Raw genomic sequence first — 14306 nt, forward strand, 5'->3', positions numbered from 1 at the left:
AGCCTCATCGCCCCTGAAGCGAAATCACCCAGGTCGGTGGAGCGGCTTTGGCCGGTGTCCTGCCCGGTTTGGGGTCGTGCATGATCAGGGGGCCGTACGCTTGCTGGCAACTCGGGCAGGTTTCACCCCTGCCCGCAATGTGTCCGAGTGGCCCCCTGGTCTTGCTCGACGCGGGACCCGAATCGGGGAGGTGGGTAAAGCCGTGGAGCCGACCGTCCCCACCCCCGGCCTGGTCTTTTCGCCCCTTGTGGGCGCGGGCGGGCGACGACGTGCGGCCCCGCTGGCGTAGACATGGAGGGGCAAGCGCGGCGGCGTCCGGCCGGCGCCGCCGCACTCCGTGCGGCACCTCGGATCTCTGATCAGACTGCTACGCAGTTCAGGAGGCCGGGAAAGCAGACGCCCGAGCGTCAACTGTGGTGCCCTCCCGAGCTTCCGCCCGTTCTCCGATGCCCTGGGCCTGGTGTCTTTGCAGCCTTCTGGGGCCACTCGGGCGCATGGAAGGCATGGGGAGAAAACCGGGCCCATTGTGGCTGTGCTGCGTGACGGCGGCTGGGCTGGCAATGATCTGGCTCGGTCGGGCAGCGAGCGAAGCGAGCACTTGATGACGTAGGGAAACTCTGTCCGCGTCGCTGCGGCTGTCCTGTGTCAGGTCCCGCTGATCCTTGACCTCGCTTGCTTTGGCGGGCTGTCGAGCCTCGTCGATTCACGTGCGGCTAGCCAGAATCCACACGCTTAGCAGCAATCCGCCAGCTGAGATCGCGGAGTGCAGCACGACCCAAAGGACCCAGATCTTCAGCCTGTGGATGCGAGGGAACTCGGCTCGATGCTCCGCGTTGTTCGCCGCCACGATGCCAGTCAGGTCTAACACAGGGTGCTGCAGGCCCACTTCGTGGCGGAAGGCATCAGCTAGCCCAGACTGGACGGCCCAGCGCTCTCCATACTTGGCGCTCGCCACGGCGCCGAAGGTGCCGAGAAAGAACATCGGCAGGGTCACACCGAGCGAGGAGACCTGCAGGCTGCCTTGTTGGGCGAGGTACCCCAGGGCGGCTCCTGTCACGATGATCACGATGTTCGTGAGTGCAGCTCGCTGGGCTTCCATCTGGCGAGCTTCCTCCCGCTGCCCCTTCCACAGCTCAAGCAGGACGTCAGTTTCGTCTGCCATTGGCGGCTCCCTCCCATGGAGTCAGCAAAGCTCAGGAAGGAGTAACAGCCAAGGGAAGCGCGAACATCACCTGGGACTAGACAGGCCGTCTTGTGGCTGTGCGCCATGGCTGGTGCCATGTGTGTGGGGCGATACAGAGATGTCGGGGGCTCGCGTGAGCGATCTGAAGATCACGGTGTGGAAGCGTTATGGGCATGACCGGCTTTATGTGAATCTGCAGAATGGGGTGGCTGTGGCCTTCCTTGACAGGGCCACGGGCCAAGTCACTGTCCTGCGCCAAGCGCATCGAGCTGCGGCAATGGCACTTCTCGCGAGTCACATGCCTCCGAAGGCTCCGGTTCCTCGTCAGCCACCGCGCGCCAAGACTCCGGTGTTGCCTCCCCTCACCGTCCAGGATGATCTCGCGCTCAACCGTCCCGGTGCTGCCCTGCGGGCTAAGCTCGCCGCCTCGGGGCCGGGGCCTATGCAGCGTGTTGTCGCTTGGCTGATGAGGCGTGATTCCGAGTGGGACTCCTGGCGCAAGGGCTTGGCTGGGGAACGTCGCGTGGGCTCCGAGTTACAGCGATTATCGAGCCGAGGCTGGCGCGTGCTGCACTCCGTGCCTCTGCCTCGGGAGGTGGACATCGACCACCTGCTTATCGGGCCGGGCGGAGTCTTCAGCATCAACACCAAGCACCACCAGAACGCGAAGGTCTGGGTTGGAGACGACTCTGTCAAGGTGAACCACGGCACACCGCATCCATACGCCCGCAAGAGTCGCGCCGAAGCACAGCGGGTACAGAAAGTGCTCGGCCGGCACTGTGACTTCGAGGTACGCGTCGAGCCTGTCATCGTCTTCGTTGGAGTGAGCGAACTGAAGCGCGTCGCCACCTTGCTAGATGTTCGGGTCTACCGAGAGCGAGAGGTCGCAGCCCTGGGCCCGCTGGAAGGTGCCTTGGGTCTGGAGCAAGTCGAGCGGGTCTATCAGGTTGCCCGCCACCGTAGGGCGTGGGCGCTCGCTTGACGGCAGCTTATGGTCGGGCTGTGGGCTGTCGCTGAGCTGGGCTACCGTGCCATTTATGCCTGCCAACCTGGACACCCCCCAAGGAGCTGCCGAGCTGGCCGAGTCGTTGTTGCCGCCGCTCGGGAATCGTTGGCTTCACACTCGGGCTGTAGCCGCTCGGGCTGCCGAAGCGTCGCGCGCACTGCCCGAGGGGGAACGGGATCTTCTCGTCGCTGCAGCCTGGCTCCATGACATCGGGTACGCGCCGGAGTTGCGTGACAGCGGGTTCCATCCGCTCGACGGTGCCCGGTATCTGGCGTCGCTCGGTGCTCCTGACCGACTGGTGCGGCTCGTCGCCCATCACTCCGGGGCGGTGTACGAGGCCGAGCAGCGCGGGCTCTCGGCTGAGCTGGCCGAGTACGAGCGTGAAGACTCCCCGCTCCTGGATGCGCTGATCTTCGCCGACATGACCACCGGCCCCGCCGGGCAGCTCTTTGACTTCGACCGGCGCATGGACGAGATCCTGGTGCGCTACGAGCCCGGCGGCGTGGTGCATACCGCGATCAGCAAGGCGAGGCCGTATCTCGGGGCCGCTGTCGAGCGGACGATTGCGCGGCTCGGCGATCAGCCGATGTAAGGCTCTGCTTCGCCCGACAGCCCGCGGTCGATCCGCATCCGCATTGACGGGTGGATGTTCAGCTCGTCGAGCCGGTCCGGCCGCACGAACGCGACTTCCTTGCTCTCGCTGCTCGTGCGCAACTCGCCGCCGAGGATCTTCGCCGTGAAGCAGATCGAGAACTGCTGCCGTACCTCGCCGTCGTCGTACGCCATGACGTGCGACGGGTTGGTATAGAGGCCGACCAGTCCGGTCACCTCAACGTCAAACCCGGTCTCTTCCTTCGTCTCGCGTACCGCAGCGTCCGCGACCGATTCGCCGACGTCGACTCCGCCGCCGGGCAGCGCCCACAGGTCATTGTCGGTCTTGTGGATCAGCAGCACTTCGCCTGCCTCGTTGAGCGCCATTGCTGTGACGGACGGGACGATGCTGTTCGCCTTCGGGGCCGTCGGGTCGTTGAAGTAGTCGATACGGGCCATGCCTCCAGCGTCGCATGAGCGCTGGCTCGTCTACGAGGGCGTGCCGAGGTCCCACGCGTAGTCAAAGCTCTTCATGTAGTGGCGGAACGTCCGCGCTCCCGGGATGTAGCGGAAGTGCAGCACCGGGTTCTGTCCGGCCGGAGCGCCGAGGACATGGGGGTTCACCAGGATGTCGTCGTCGAACCGGTAGATGGAGTTGTAGAGGATGGTGCCGTGTAGCCGCACCTCGGCGCCCTGCGTCTTGGTGACCGGTTCGAGGTAGCGGCGGGTAATGCGCGCCCGTGCAGCGAGGTCACCGCCGATGCCTTCTTCCTCGCCGCGCTGGCGCACCATCTCAGAGTCCGGGTCACCGAGGAGTACCCGGATTTGGGCACCCGCCTTGGCCTTGTCGACGAGCTGGTCCGGTAGGTCCGGGTGATTGTCGAACAGGAACAGGCCTGCGTACACAAGGATCTCGATGTGACTCGTCGCCTGGTCGATCAGCGACGCCAGCAGTGCGGCCGGCACTGCTCCTCGGTGCGGGTAGTACGTCACCAGCTCTGAAGTGCTGGCCGTTTCCGCCTGCTTGGAGACCGAGGGCCAGAGATAGACCTCGTCCACGCCGAGAAAGCTCGACGCCTTCCAACGATGCCCGCGATGCGGTGTGCGGTCCGTCGTGATCCAGCGCTCGACGCTCTTTGGATCCACTCCGACATGCTGCGCGAGCGACTGGATGGTCTCGCCCTTTGCCGAAATCTTCGCGCGCAGACGCTCGTTCGCCATCTTGTACCGCCATCTCCGGGACGTCGGGGACATTTTGACGATAGCTCAGACGTCCCCAAACGTCCATACGGGCCGTGATGTGTCCGTCACCTCCTGCGGTCTCCTGATCTCACCGGCCGATACGGCGGGTTCAACCAGCCTCAACCAAAGGAGATAAGACGATGCGCAGGATGCCTCTGAAAACCGAAGCCATGACGCTGATGCTCATCCAGGCTCCGGAGAAGAAGGTCAAGAACCGGGAGACCGGTGAGGTCGCGACCGACAAGACGGGCAAGGTGCAGTTCAACGTGAACGTGGCCGTGGTCGTGGATGGCCGGCCGGACGCGGTGACCGTCGTGGTGACCGAGGACGGTGTGCAGCCGGACCTGTTCCCCGGTATGCCGGTGGCGCTGCCCGGCCTGTTTGCCACCCCGTGGGAGAACGACTTCGGGCACGGCATCAGCTTCAAGGCAACCGCGGTGATGGCCGCGCAGGTTCCGGCGGCTGCGAACGGCCAGGGCTGATCGCCGTGACGGAACTGCTGCTGTTCATAGGCGCGTTAGTGGTCTTCGCGCTGATCGTTCGGGTCAAGGCTCCGGCCGTGTACTGGGTGCTGTTCGGTCTTCCGGCCGCGCTGTACCGGATCCTCTCCTCCTACCGTCCGACGATGGAGGCGTGTGAGCTGACGGTCGCCCCGCCGTGGTGGAAGGTCTTCGCCAAGAAGCTTTCCGCCGGTGAGCAGCAGGCCCGCCCCGGTGTTCCGAAGCTGCGCGGTATCCGCCCCACCCGGACCGGTCTGGTGCTTCGTCTGCGGCTCGCTGCGGGCCTGGCCCCGGACGATGTGGTCAAGTCGGCCGAGCGGCTGCGGCACGCGTGGGCCGTCTACTCGGTGCACGTCTTCGAGATCAAGCCGGGTGTGGTCGATCTGCGGATGACCGGCTTCGACATCCTCGACCACGTGCGGATGCCGCGCCGTCTGGCTCCAGGTCCGCTGTCCGCGACGGTCGCTCTGCGAGAGGACGGCCAGCCGTACGTGCGCAACTACCAGCAGATCCCGCACGGACTGACCCTGGGTGCGAACCACTCGGGCAAGTCGATGCACCAACGCTGCCTGATCAAAGCGCTCGCGCCGCAGAGCGTCGCCCTGGTCGGCATCGACTGCAAACGCGGCGTGGAACAGGGCCCCTTCGCCCCGCGGCTCTCCGCTCTGGCGACTACTCCGGACCAGGCCGAGGGACTGCTGGACGCACTGGTCGAGGAGATGGAAGACCGCTTCGACCTGCTGTGCCTACACCAGGGCATCGCCCCGGGCACCCCGCTGGAAGACATCACCTCCGACATCTGGGGCCTGCCGAAGAAGCTTCGCCCGGTGCCGATCGTGGTCCTGATCGATGAGATCGCCGAACTGTTCCTGATCGCCTCCAGGGCAGACACGGCCCGCCGGGACCACATGGTCACCCAACTCGTCCGCCTCGCGCAGTTGGCCCGCGCAATCGGCATCTACCTCGAGGTGTGCGGGCAGCGCTTCGGCTCCGAACTCGGCAAGGGCGCAACCGCACTGCGAGCCCAGCTCACCGGCCGCGTAGTGCACCGCTGCAACGACAAACAGACCGCCGAAATGGGTCTCGCCGACGTCAACGAACTCGCCGTGCTGGCTGCGACCAGCATCGCCCCGGAGCGGGCCGGTACCGCGATCGTCGGTGACGCCTCCGGCAACTGGACGCGTATCCGCACGCCGAAGACGTCGCTGGGTGAAGTCGCCGCGGTGTGCCGCGAGTTCGCGCACCTGACGCCGGACATCCCAGCCCTGGCCTCCTTCCGCCCGGCCACCGGGATCCCCGAGTCGGCGTCGGCGTCGGCCCCGGCTGCGGCGCCTGCGATCGCTTCGGGCACTCCGTAGCCCCATCGCTTCACACGGTCGGCGTGACTGTCTCGCGCCAGGTCCCTACCCCCGCCATGCCCGAAACGAGGAGGCACGTCATGGCCGCACGGAAGCCGAGCAGCACCCGCAAGACCGCGAAACAGCAGCCGTGTCCGGACTGTCAGACCGGTCAGGTCTCCGAGTCTTTCCAGGTCGGCGGCCGGCGCAAGCGCGAGAGCGACGACCGGCAGGAAGCCCTGTGCCTGACCTGCTTCGGCACCGGCCACGCACTCACCGACTGATTCCGCCGGGTGCCGGGCGGCAGGACGAATGAGCCCCGCCCGGCCCCTGGCCCAACACCCCAAGGAGGTGAAGACCCGTGAGCCGCAAGATCCGCCTGGATGCCGTGCTGGTGCAAGCCGTGATCGCCGGGGCTCTGTCCTTCGCCCACCTGCACGACATCGCCGTCGCCGCGGGACAGGACGGCTGGAAAGCCTGGGCCTACCCGGTCTCCGTGGATCTGCTGCTGGTCGCTGCCTGGCGACGCCTGCGCATCCTCCGCGCTGCCGGTGAGCCCGCGCGTGCCGCGTGGACCTGGTTCGCCGTCGCGCTTACCGCATCGCTTGGCGCGAATGTCGCCACGGCGGGACTGCTCGACCTGCACAACGTTCCGGCGTGGCTGCGGATTCTGGTGGCCGGCTGGCCCGCGCTTGCGTTCCTGGGCGGCACCCTGCTCGTCCACACCCCTGCGCACCAGGTCCCCGAGGTGGCTCCTACGCCGGTTGCCGAACCGGCTGCGGACATCGCGCTCACCCGCGAGGCACCCGCCCCGGTCCCGGTACCCGAGCCCGAGCCGGTTCCGGCGCTTCCGCCCGCCGCCCCGGTGCCCGACGCGCTCCTCGCGCACGCCCGGAAGATCGCCGACGCGCACCGCACCGCCACCGGCACTCCGATCGACCCCGACACCCTGCGCGCCCGCCTCGGCGTGCCCGGCCCAATGGCCGATGCCCTCGCACTCCAGCTCACCGGAAAGGAATGACCAGCTGTGAATGTCGAACTGCCGCTGATCGCCGTGGTCGCCATCTTCGGCTACTTCGGGATCAAGTTCATGCGCCCGCCGACCTGGCTGATCGTCGTGCTGCTCCTGGGCGGCTTCCTGCTCGCCGACACGTTCCTGGCCCCGGCGATCGAGTCCGGCACCAAGGCCGGTGTCGACGTCGTCAACGGCACCACCAAGTGACCTGACCGGAAGGGAGAACCACCGTGATACGCCCCGATGCACAGCTTCGCGCCGGACATGTCCCGGCCGACTTGATCCCCCCGGGCACCGACCCCCGGTCCGTGGTCATCGTCCACACCACGCCCCGCTCCTGGACCGGCCCGCTGGTCTTGATCCTCGTGGCCGCGGTCGGTGTCTGTGGCCTGGTCTACATCACCACCGTCGCCGTGCTGTCCCTGGTCCAAGTCGCAGCCACCACAGCGGCAGCGATCAAGACCGCCGTTCCCACGCTGATCGGCGGAGGCGGACTCATCACCCTCGCCGTCAAGGTCCCCAAAAAGAAGCCCAGTAAGTGACCGGCCCTCCGGGCGGCCTCAACCGCCAAGTATCCGCCGTCCGGACGGACCGACCCCTACCCGATCACTCAAACCGGAAGGAACTTCCATCATGCCCGACCGCACTGCGCCGACCGATCGGATCTGCCCGAACTGCGACGGCTTCCCGTCCGTCGCCGTCACCCTCGGCGGCCGCGACCGCGCCGGACACCTGCGCACCATCACCGCGCACTGCCCGGCCTGCCACGGCACCGGCACCGCACCCCTCTGGCTCGTCACCACGCGCATCTCTGCGGCGGGGCGGTGACCGGGGTGCTGACCTACATCGACTTCTTCGCCGGGGTCGGCGGCTCCTCCCTCGGCTCCGCCACCGTTCCCGGAGTCCGGCCCGTGCTGGCTGCGAACCACTGGGACCGGGCCATTGCCTCGCACTCCGCGAACTTCCCCGACGTCGACCACTTCCAGGGCGATCTACACGACGCGGACGTGGCCCGCTTCCCGGCCGCTGATCTGTTCTGGGCCTCCCCGGAGTGCCCACAGTGGTCCAACGCCCGGGGCAAGCGCCGGGACTTCGACAAGCAGCCGGACCTGTTCGGCGAGACGCTGCCCGACCCGGCCGCCGACCGCTCCCGCGCCCTGATGTGGGACGTTCCCCGCTACCTCGACTCCTGCGCACTGCGTGGGCGTCCGGTGCTGGCCGGTGTGGTGGAGAACGTCATCGACGTGCGCGCCTGGGATCTGTGGAACACCTGGCGGGCCGAGATCCGCGCGATCGGCTACGACACCAAGCTGATCGCCTTCAACTCGATGCACGCCCGCCCGGTCCGCACCGTCTTCGCCCCGCAGTCCCGTGACCGCCTCTACCTCGCCTACTGGCACCGGAGCCTGGGGCGGGTCCCGGACTGGAACAAGTGGCTGCGCCCGTCCGCCTGGTGCCCCCTCTGCGAGGAGCGCGTGAGTGCGGTGCAGGTGTTCAAGAACCCGCGCCGGGACATGGGCCGCTATCGGCAGCAGTACCTTTACCGCTGCCCCAACGCCCGCTGCCGCAGCTCCATCGTGGAACCTGACGCCCTTCCGGCCGCGACCGCGATCGATTGGACGCTTACGGGCAAGCGCATCGGCGACCGCACCGAACCCCTCGCCGCTGCCACCATGGCCCGCATCCGTGCCGGTCTGGCCAAGTACGGAACGGCGATGCTTGCCCCGGCCGGCGGCACCTGGCGCACCGAACCGACCCCGGTCACCGCACCCATGCCGACCCGCACCACCCGCGCGAACGACGCCTTAGCCATCCCGCCCCTGCTCGTGCCGGTGGAGGGCCGCGACGGCAAGCAGGCAGCACCCGCCACTCTGCCGTTGCGCACGCAGACCGCCCGCAACGAAACCGGCCTGGCCTGGCTGCCGTATGTGATCCCGCTGCGCGGTGGCGGCGACAAGGAACGCGCCCGACCGGTCACCGATCCGCTGGCCACCGTCACCGCCTCAGGCAACCATCACGGCCTGGTCACCGGGCCCGACACCGACGGCGCTCTCCTCGTGCCGTACTACGGCAAGGGCAGCGCACGCCCGGCCAGTGAGCCGGTGGGCACGCTGACCACCCGCGACCGCTACGCCCTGGCCACCAGCACGACCACCGACGTCGAGGACGTGCTGTTCCGGATGCTGGAGCCGTGTGAGATCGGCCGCGCCATGGCCTTCCACGACACCTACACCGTGCTCGGCAACAAGCGCGAGCGCGTCCGCCAGTTCGGCAACGCCGTCACCCCGCCCGTCGCCGAAGTCCTCGTCTCCGCCCTCGTCGAAACCATCACCGGCAGCCCGCTGGAGAGGCAGGTGTCGGCATGAACGAGATCGAAAGGGAAGCCCTCGGCACCCAAGCGGCCCTGCTCGCCACGCTGGCCCGCTTTGCCCAGACGCACCCGGACCTTCCCGGCGGCTACATCACCACGAGCAGCATCACGCCCACCGAGGCTCACGTTCTGCTCGATACCGCAAGCGACCTGGAAGCGTGGCGCGAAGCCCTCCACATCGACACCGACGACGTCACCCTCAGCGCGTTGAACCAGCGCACCAAGCTGGAGTTCATCACGCAACTGGGATGCACGACGGTCGGTGTCTACGCGGTGTTCTCGGTCGACACCGAGGCGGTGAGCGCATGAACACCCCCGCCCCCGCTCCCGAGGTCCTGGCGTTGACGCTGTGGCAGCCCTGGGCAAGCGCCATCGCCTACGGAACCAAGCGGGTCGAGAACCGCTCCTGGCCGACCGAGCACCGGGGCCTGGTCCTCATCCATGCCGGACGCACCATCGACCCGAATGCGAAAGGCGCGTCGCTGGCTCGCCCGTTCCTGCGCCGCCCGTTCCCCAAGGGCGCGATCGTCGCGGTCGCTCGCCTGGACAGCTGCCACGAAGATGACGGCTGGTGCACGCTCTGGTCCGCCCGCGGTAGTTGGCACTGGCGGCTGTCCACTGTCGTCCCGCTCGCCGAGCCGCTGTCGTGGCCCGGTGCGCGTGGTCTGTGGACCCCGCCCGCCGGCCTGCTCGCCTCCCCGCTCCTCGTTGATGCGCTGGGGGCTGCCCGTGGCTGACACGCTGGACCCGACCACCCTGGGCGATCTGCTCAGGGTGGCTTCGGCCCCCGACTTCGACCGCTGGCGCGAGCAGATCCGCAAGACCGGTGGCTGCGCCCAGCCCATCCATCTCACCGGCTGGTCCCTCACCCGCGACAAGAGCACCAGGCAGGTCCTGCGCACCTACTCCACTCAGGATGAGCCCGGTGGCCGGCTGCGCATCGCCTGCGGCAACCGCCGGGCCTCCCGCTGCGAGCCCTGCGCCTACCTGTATGCCGGGGACGCCTATCGCCTGATTCGCGCGGGCCTGGCTGGTGACGATGCCATGAACATCCCCGCCATCGTGCGCGAGCGCCCCCGCGTCTTCGCCACACTCACCCCACCGTCCTTCGGCCGCGTGCACAACATCCCCGACACCGGCCGCTGCCGCTGCGGCGCACGCCACCAGGACGGTGATCCCGCCCTGGGCACCGCCCTCGACCCCGACACGTATGACTACGCGGGCGCGGTGCTGTTCAACAACCATGCCGGGGAGCTGTGGCACCGGTTCATCAACCGGCTCCGCCGTGAGATCGCCGCACGTGCCGGACTGACCCAACGGGAACTCGCCGCTGCGGTCCGGATCTCATACGGGAAGGTCGCAGAGTTCCAGAACCGAGGCGGGATCCACTTCCACGCCGTCATCCGCCTCGACGGACCCGAAGGCCCCGACAGCGAACCGCCGCCCTGGGCCACCCTCGAACTGCTCACCGCCTCGATCCGCGCAGCCAGGAAGCACCCCTACACCACCGTGACGGTGCCCGCAGCCGAGGGGCAGCCCGCGCGCACGCTGTGCTGGGGCGAGAAGCTCGACGTCCGGCCCATCACGGCGTTCGACAGCGACGACATCACCGAACAGAAGGTCGCCGCCTACATCGCCAAGTACGCCACCAAAGCAGCCGAGACCACCGGCAGCCTCGACCGCCGCATCGGCGAACTCGCCGAACTCGACCAGCACCGCGTACCCGACCACGCCCGCCGACTCATCCGCGCCTGCTGGCAGCTCGATCCGCTCTACCCAGAACGCAAGCTCTGGGCCTGGGCCCACATGCTCGGCTTCCGAGGCCACTTCCTGACCAAGTCCCGCCGCTACTCCTCGACCTTCGCCGAACGGCGTCAGGTCCGTGCCGACTACCGAGCAGCCGAACAGCGCCAAGCCCTCGGCCTGCCCGAGCCGGAAACGACCCTCGTCCTCGCCGACTGGCGCTACGCAGGCCACGGCCACACCCCCGGCGAATCCGCCCTCGCCGTATCCATCGCCGAAGACATCCGCATCAACCGAGAAACCGCCCGCGAAGCAATGGAAGCGGTTGGCCAAGACGGAGCGTGGTGATGGCTGTTCGACCGCTGACGACCGCTCCGGCCAATGATTCTCAGGTTGACGATGCAGATATGGCCTGGGCGCGTGCCCATGCTCGTAATGCGCCTCGCTGGTCTGAGGCGAAGTGGCGGCGGATGAACGCTGTTCTCGGGCTGGAGGTGACGACACGCGAGGGGGCCGGCCACCATCGCCGTGCGGCGTGACGGCCCGGCCGCTCCCTGGGCTACTTCTCGGCGTACAGCGGAACCAATCGATCCCGCAGGGGCACCCTGTGCCCGCTGCCCACGGGTAGGACGACAACAGCCGTCAGTGTCTGCTCAACGTAGGCGCGGCGCTCCGCCAGAGTGATCCCGTCCCTGTACCACTCCTTGACGATGTCGACGGGCTTGCCCTGGCCTGTGAGTGCCCGACGCTGCCACGCGTTGCGTTCCTTCATCAACCGCCGCTCGTCGGCCTCGTACTCGGCAAGGTCGGCGTAGTACCGCTCAGCACTGATCTGTCGCGCACGCCGCGCCTGCTTGAGGTCGTCAAGGTCTTCCCGGGCATTCGCCAGTTCGGCTTCCTTCGGCCACTCCTGCGGGGCCTTGACCGCCTCGCGTTCGGCGGCCTCCTCCTCGTACTTGGCAATCACAAGTTTCCTGATCAGCTCGTCCGTCTCCGGTCCTGGGATCTTGACCCCGCCGCATCCTCTCCCCGTGGTCTTCGCCGGGCAGCAGTAGTAGAAGTACCCTTCCGGCTTCTTCTGGCTTGGTGCGGCCTTCATCGCGCGCAATGGCGCTGCGCAGTCCTCTTTGCCACAGCGGAGAGTGCCAGTGGACAGATAGACGCGGGCGTTGCTTCCGCCACCGCGCATGGGCCCCTCACCGATGATCTCGTCTATGGTCTCCCACTCGGCCACTTGCAAAATCGCTTCCCATTGGCCCTTGATGGGCTCGCCTTCGTCGTTGCGAGCGATCACCATGTGCCTGATTTCGCGGCCCGACTCCTGGTCGAACTCCACGACGCCATGTGATCGATAGCCGCACAGGCGCGGATTACGCATCACGTCCCTGAGGGCAATCCAAGTCCAAGGGTTGCCCCGAGACGTGGTGATCCCCATGCGGTTCCACTCGGCAACGATCGTGTGCCAGCTGGCTCCCATGATCAGGCGCTGGGCTGCGGCACGGAGGTGTTTGGACTCGGTCGGGTGCAGGGTGCGCTTGTCCTCCTGCCATCCGAACGGGCGCGTTCCGCCCACGGGTATGCCCCTGTCCCGTCGCGCCTTGTGATTACGGCGCACTCTGCGGGCGGTGTCGGCGGATTGCTTGTTGGCCATGGCGACGACAACACGGGCCATGGCACGCCCGTTGTCGGTCAGCAGATCCAGGGTGCCCGTGATGTCGATGATCGGCCGGTGGTAGTGCTCGACCGTCTCGATCGCGTCTTCGAGGTGGCGGGGGTCTCGGGTGAGACGGTCGATGTCGTAGACGATCAATCCGTCGATGCGCTCGCCATTCGGTGCCTTGCCGCGCTTGAGGTCTTCTAACGCTCCTTCGAACACAGGCCGTACGACGCGGTAACCGACGCTGCCATCGGGCAGGCGTACCCGCCTGCGCTTCCATGCAGAGGTGTCGGGCTCCATGTACGTGTGCACGTACTGGCCGCCTCGGTCCTCGACGAATCGACGGCCGTCCTTCTCCTGCTCCTCCGTGCTCTTGATGTCCCTACCGGTCACGAACCGTGATGTCATTTCTGACGCGTCGCCAGAGGTGATCTCGCCTTCGGTCTCTTCCGTGGACAGCCGGGCCAGTCCGGCCCAGTTCTGCCCCTCTAAGTTGCCCCAGTGGGCTTGTCGTACCAGGTCGTTGGCCATACAGAAAGGCTACATTTGGAGGGGCGCTGTGCACTGCACCAGGAGATCCCGGAGGACATGCTCTCCCGGGTCTCCGCATACGACTGGTTCGGCTCCGTGGCCATGCTGCCGCTGGCCACCGCGCTCGCCGGTCCCGCGGAAAGCCTGTTCGGGCGGCGCGAGTCGCTGTGGGGGTGCGCGGCGCTGGTGGTGCTGGTCACCACCGCGGTGCTGTTCGTGCCGGGCGTACGGAATCTGACCCTCCGTACCAAGGAGGTCGCGGTGGGCACTGCCGTGACGCCCTCAGCCGACGCTGAAAGCGCCGTCGGGCGGCTCGGGTGACGCCGCCGCGTCCGCGTCCCGTACCGCCGTCGCGTCGCCGATGAGCCGGGTCAGTGAGGGGCCGTGTTCGACCCGTGCCGGGAAGGCGTCGGCGGCGGTGCGGCGGGCCAGGGCGGCCGTGTCGATGGGGATGTGCGAGGCGAGCAGCAGGGCGTTGCCGAAGCGCCGGCCGCGCAGCACGGCAGGTTCGGCGATCAGCGCGAGCTCGCCGAACACCGCGGCGAACGTGGCCAGTTGGGAACGGAGGAAGGCGAAGGGCGCGCCGTCGGCGAGGTTGGCGGCGTAGATCCCGCCGGGGCGCAGGACGCGCTCCGCCGCCCGTGCGTACTCGAGAGAGGTGAGATGGGCCGGTACCCGCGAGCCGCCGAAGACGTCCGCGATCAGTACGTCCGCCGAGTCCGCGGGGGCCGCTTCGACCCAGGCGCGGGCATCCGCGCCGTGCACCTCGATGCCCGATCCCGCGGGCAGCGGCAGATGCTCGGCGACGAGTTCCAGCAGTCCGCGGTCCGCCTCCACCACGTCCTGGCGCGAGCCGGGCCGCGTCGCGGCCACATAGCGGGGCAGGGTCAGCGCACCGCCGCCGAGGTGGAGCAGATCGAGCGGTACGCCGTCATCCGCGGCGCAGTCGACGACATGGGCGAGGCGCTGGGCGTACTCGAACTCCAGATGGGTGGGCGCGTCCAGGTCGACGTAGGACTGGGGTGCGCCGTTCACCGTCAGCAGCCAGGCCCGCTCCCGGTCGACGTCGGGCATCAGCTTGGCGGTGCCGCCGTCGACGTCGCACAGGACGGGGATCTGCTCAGTCACCG

The 14306-nt window shown here is 67.8% G+C and carries 18 protein-coding genes and 1 pseudogene; 14 read left to right on the forward strand and 5 right to left on the reverse strand.

Going from position 1 to position 14306, the window contains the following annotated elements; all coding sequences use genetic code 11:
• Positions 1-703: 703 nt before the first annotated feature.
• Positions 704-1162 carry a hypothetical protein gene (locus ACZ3H8_RS18765; protein WP_467403084.1) on the reverse strand — a complete coding sequence of 153 codons (459 nt, stop codon included), beginning with the start codon at positions 1160-1162 and terminating at the stop codon, positions 704-706.
• Between the two features lie 154 nt (positions 1163-1316).
• On the opposite strand from ACZ3H8_RS18765, the gene ACZ3H8_RS18770 reads away from it, so the two are divergent.
• A complete protein-coding gene (locus ACZ3H8_RS18770) occupies positions 1317-2165 on the forward strand; it encodes a nuclease-related domain-containing protein (protein ID WP_467403086.1) in 849 nt (282 codons plus the stop codon).
• A 55-nt stretch (positions 2166-2220) separates the two neighbouring features.
• Positions 2221-2781 (forward strand): HD domain-containing protein, encoded by a 561-nt coding sequence (locus ACZ3H8_RS18775; RefSeq protein ID WP_467403088.1) that lies wholly within the window; start codon positions 2221-2223, stop codon positions 2779-2781.
• On the opposite strand, the gene ACZ3H8_RS18780 is transcribed toward ACZ3H8_RS18775, so the two are convergent.
• Both ACZ3H8_RS18780 and ACZ3H8_RS18785 read right to left on the reverse strand, forming a co-directional pair.
• The gene (locus ACZ3H8_RS18780) at positions 2769-3239 is read right to left on the reverse strand and encodes an NUDIX hydrolase (RefSeq protein WP_467403090.1); all 471 of its coding nucleotides are present in this window, start codon (positions 3237-3239) and stop codon (positions 2769-2771) included. The two genes, ACZ3H8_RS18775 and ACZ3H8_RS18780, sit on opposite strands and share 13 nt — an antisense overlap.
• A 30-nt stretch (positions 3240-3269) precedes the next feature.
• Positions 3270-4001, reverse strand: coding sequence for an XRE family transcriptional regulator (locus ACZ3H8_RS18785; RefSeq protein ID WP_467403092.1), 732 nt, complete (start codon positions 3999-4001; stop codon positions 3270-3272).
• Positions 4002-4162: 161 nt separating this feature from the next.
• On the opposite strand from ACZ3H8_RS18785, the gene ACZ3H8_RS18790 reads away from it, so the two are divergent.
• The 11 genes from ACZ3H8_RS18790 (at position 4163) to repSA (ending at position 11336) form a co-directional block, all read left to right on the forward strand.
• The gene (locus tag ACZ3H8_RS18790) at positions 4163-4504 is read left to right on the forward strand and encodes an SCO3933 family regulatory protein (protein WP_467403093.1); all 342 of its coding nucleotides are present in this window, start codon (positions 4163-4165) and stop codon (positions 4502-4504) included.
• A gap of 5 nt (positions 4505-4509) precedes the next feature.
• Positions 4510-5880, forward strand: a complete 1371-nt coding sequence (locus ACZ3H8_RS18795; protein ID WP_467403096.1) for an FtsK/SpoIIIE domain-containing protein — start codon at positions 4510-4512, stop codon at positions 5878-5880.
• Between the two features lie 80 nt (positions 5881-5960).
• Complete coding sequence (locus tag ACZ3H8_RS18800; RefSeq protein WP_467403098.1) at positions 5961-6143, forward strand: hypothetical protein; 183 nt, start codon at positions 5961-5963, stop codon at positions 6141-6143.
• A gap of 77 nt (positions 6144-6220) precedes the next feature.
• Positions 6221-6880, forward strand: coding sequence for a DUF2637 domain-containing protein (locus ACZ3H8_RS18805; protein ID WP_467403099.1), 660 nt, complete (start codon positions 6221-6223; stop codon positions 6878-6880).
• A gap of 6 nt (positions 6881-6886) precedes the next feature.
• On the forward strand, positions 6887-7081 hold the full coding sequence (locus ACZ3H8_RS18810; RefSeq protein WP_467403102.1) for a hypothetical protein: 195 nt from the start codon (positions 6887-6889) through the stop codon (positions 7079-7081).
• A 23-nt stretch (positions 7082-7104) separates the two neighbouring features.
• Entirely contained in the window at positions 7105-7416 is a 312-nt protein-coding gene (locus ACZ3H8_RS18815) for a hypothetical protein (protein WP_467403103.1), read from the forward strand.
• Between the two features lie 91 nt (positions 7417-7507).
• The gene (locus ACZ3H8_RS18820; protein WP_467403106.1) at positions 7508-7702 is read left to right on the forward strand and encodes a hypothetical protein; all 195 of its coding nucleotides are present in this window, start codon (positions 7508-7510) and stop codon (positions 7700-7702) included.
• A gap of 5 nt (positions 7703-7707) precedes the next feature.
• A complete protein-coding gene (locus tag ACZ3H8_RS18825) occupies positions 7708-9240 on the forward strand; it encodes a DNA cytosine methyltransferase (RefSeq protein WP_467403108.1) in 1533 nt (510 codons plus the stop codon).
• Positions 9237-9554 carry a hypothetical protein gene (locus ACZ3H8_RS18830; protein WP_467403111.1) on the forward strand — a complete coding sequence of 106 codons (318 nt, stop codon included), beginning with the start codon at positions 9237-9239 and terminating at the stop codon, positions 9552-9554. The genes ACZ3H8_RS18825 and ACZ3H8_RS18830 overlap by 4 nt, the downstream gene beginning before the upstream one ends.
• On the forward strand, positions 9551-9982 hold the full coding sequence (locus tag ACZ3H8_RS18835) for an ASCH domain-containing protein (RefSeq protein WP_467403113.1): 432 nt from the start codon (positions 9551-9553) through the stop codon (positions 9980-9982). Before ACZ3H8_RS18830 ends, ACZ3H8_RS18835 begins: the two co-directional genes overlap by 4 nt.
• Entirely contained in the window at positions 9957-11336 is a 1380-nt protein-coding gene (gene repSA, locus ACZ3H8_RS18840; RefSeq protein ID WP_467403116.1) for a replication initiator protein RepSA, read from the forward strand. The genes ACZ3H8_RS18835 and repSA overlap by 26 nt, the downstream gene beginning before the upstream one ends.
• Before the next feature lie 211 nt (positions 11337-11547).
• Here repSA and ACZ3H8_RS18845 read toward each other — a convergent pair whose 3' ends face one another.
• Complete coding sequence (locus ACZ3H8_RS18845; protein WP_467403117.1) at positions 11548-13176, reverse strand: recombinase family protein; 1629 nt, start codon at positions 13174-13176, stop codon at positions 11548-11550.
• A gap of 30 nt (positions 13177-13206) precedes the next feature.
• Between ACZ3H8_RS18845 and ACZ3H8_RS18850 the strand changes: the two are divergent.
• Positions 13207-13497, forward strand: a pseudogene (locus ACZ3H8_RS18850) (MFS transporter); the annotation flags it as partial.
• Here ACZ3H8_RS18850 and ACZ3H8_RS18855 read toward each other — a convergent pair.
• Positions 13459-14304: a spermidine synthase gene (locus tag ACZ3H8_RS18855; RefSeq protein WP_467403120.1), complete on the reverse strand. Its 846-nt coding sequence runs from the start codon at positions 14302-14304 to the stop codon at positions 13459-13461. The pseudogene ACZ3H8_RS18850 and the gene ACZ3H8_RS18855 sit on opposite strands and share 39 nt — an antisense overlap.
• Between the last annotated feature and the right edge of the window lie 2 nt (positions 14305-14306).

Source organism: Streptomyces sp. NPDC002868 (assembly GCF_055563295.1).

Bases quoted from the DNA above. Each gene is read 5' to 3' on its own strand.
- ACZ3H8_RS18765 (WP_467403084.1), bottom strand. From the start codon at position 1,162: ATGGCAGACGAAACTGACGTCCTGCTTGAGCTGTGGAAGGGGCAGCGG.
- ACZ3H8_RS18775 (WP_467403088.1), top strand. From the start codon at position 2,221: ATGCCTGCCAACCTGGACACCCCCCAAGGAGCTGCCGAGCTGGCCGAG.
- ACZ3H8_RS18780 (WP_467403090.1), bottom strand. From the start codon at position 3,239: ATGGCCCGTATCGACTACTTCAACGACCCGACGGCCCCGAAGGCGAAC.
- ACZ3H8_RS18785 (WP_467403092.1), bottom strand. From the start codon at position 4,001: ATGGCGAACGAGCGTCTGCGCGCGAAGATTTCGGCAAAGGGCGAGACC.
- ACZ3H8_RS18790 (WP_467403093.1), top strand. From the start codon at position 4,163: ATGCGCAGGATGCCTCTGAAAACCGAAGCCATGACGCTGATGCTCATC.
- ACZ3H8_RS18800 (WP_467403098.1), top strand. From the start codon at position 5,961: ATGGCCGCACGGAAGCCGAGCAGCACCCGCAAGACCGCGAAACAGCAG.
- ACZ3H8_RS18820 (WP_467403106.1), top strand. From the start codon at position 7,508: ATGCCCGACCGCACTGCGCCGACCGATCGGATCTGCCCGAACTGCGAC.
- ACZ3H8_RS18830 (WP_467403111.1), top strand. From the start codon at position 9,237: ATGAACGAGATCGAAAGGGAAGCCCTCGGCACCCAAGCGGCCCTGCTC.
- ACZ3H8_RS18835 (WP_467403113.1), top strand. From the start codon at position 9,551: ATGAACACCCCCGCCCCCGCTCCCGAGGTCCTGGCGTTGACGCTGTGG.
- repSA (WP_467403116.1), top strand. From the start codon at position 9,957: ATGCGCTGGGGGCTGCCCGTGGCTGACACGCTGGACCCGACCACCCTG.
- ACZ3H8_RS18845 (WP_467403117.1), bottom strand. From the start codon at position 13,176: ATGGCCAACGACCTGGTACGACAAGCCCACTGGGGCAACTTAGAGGGG.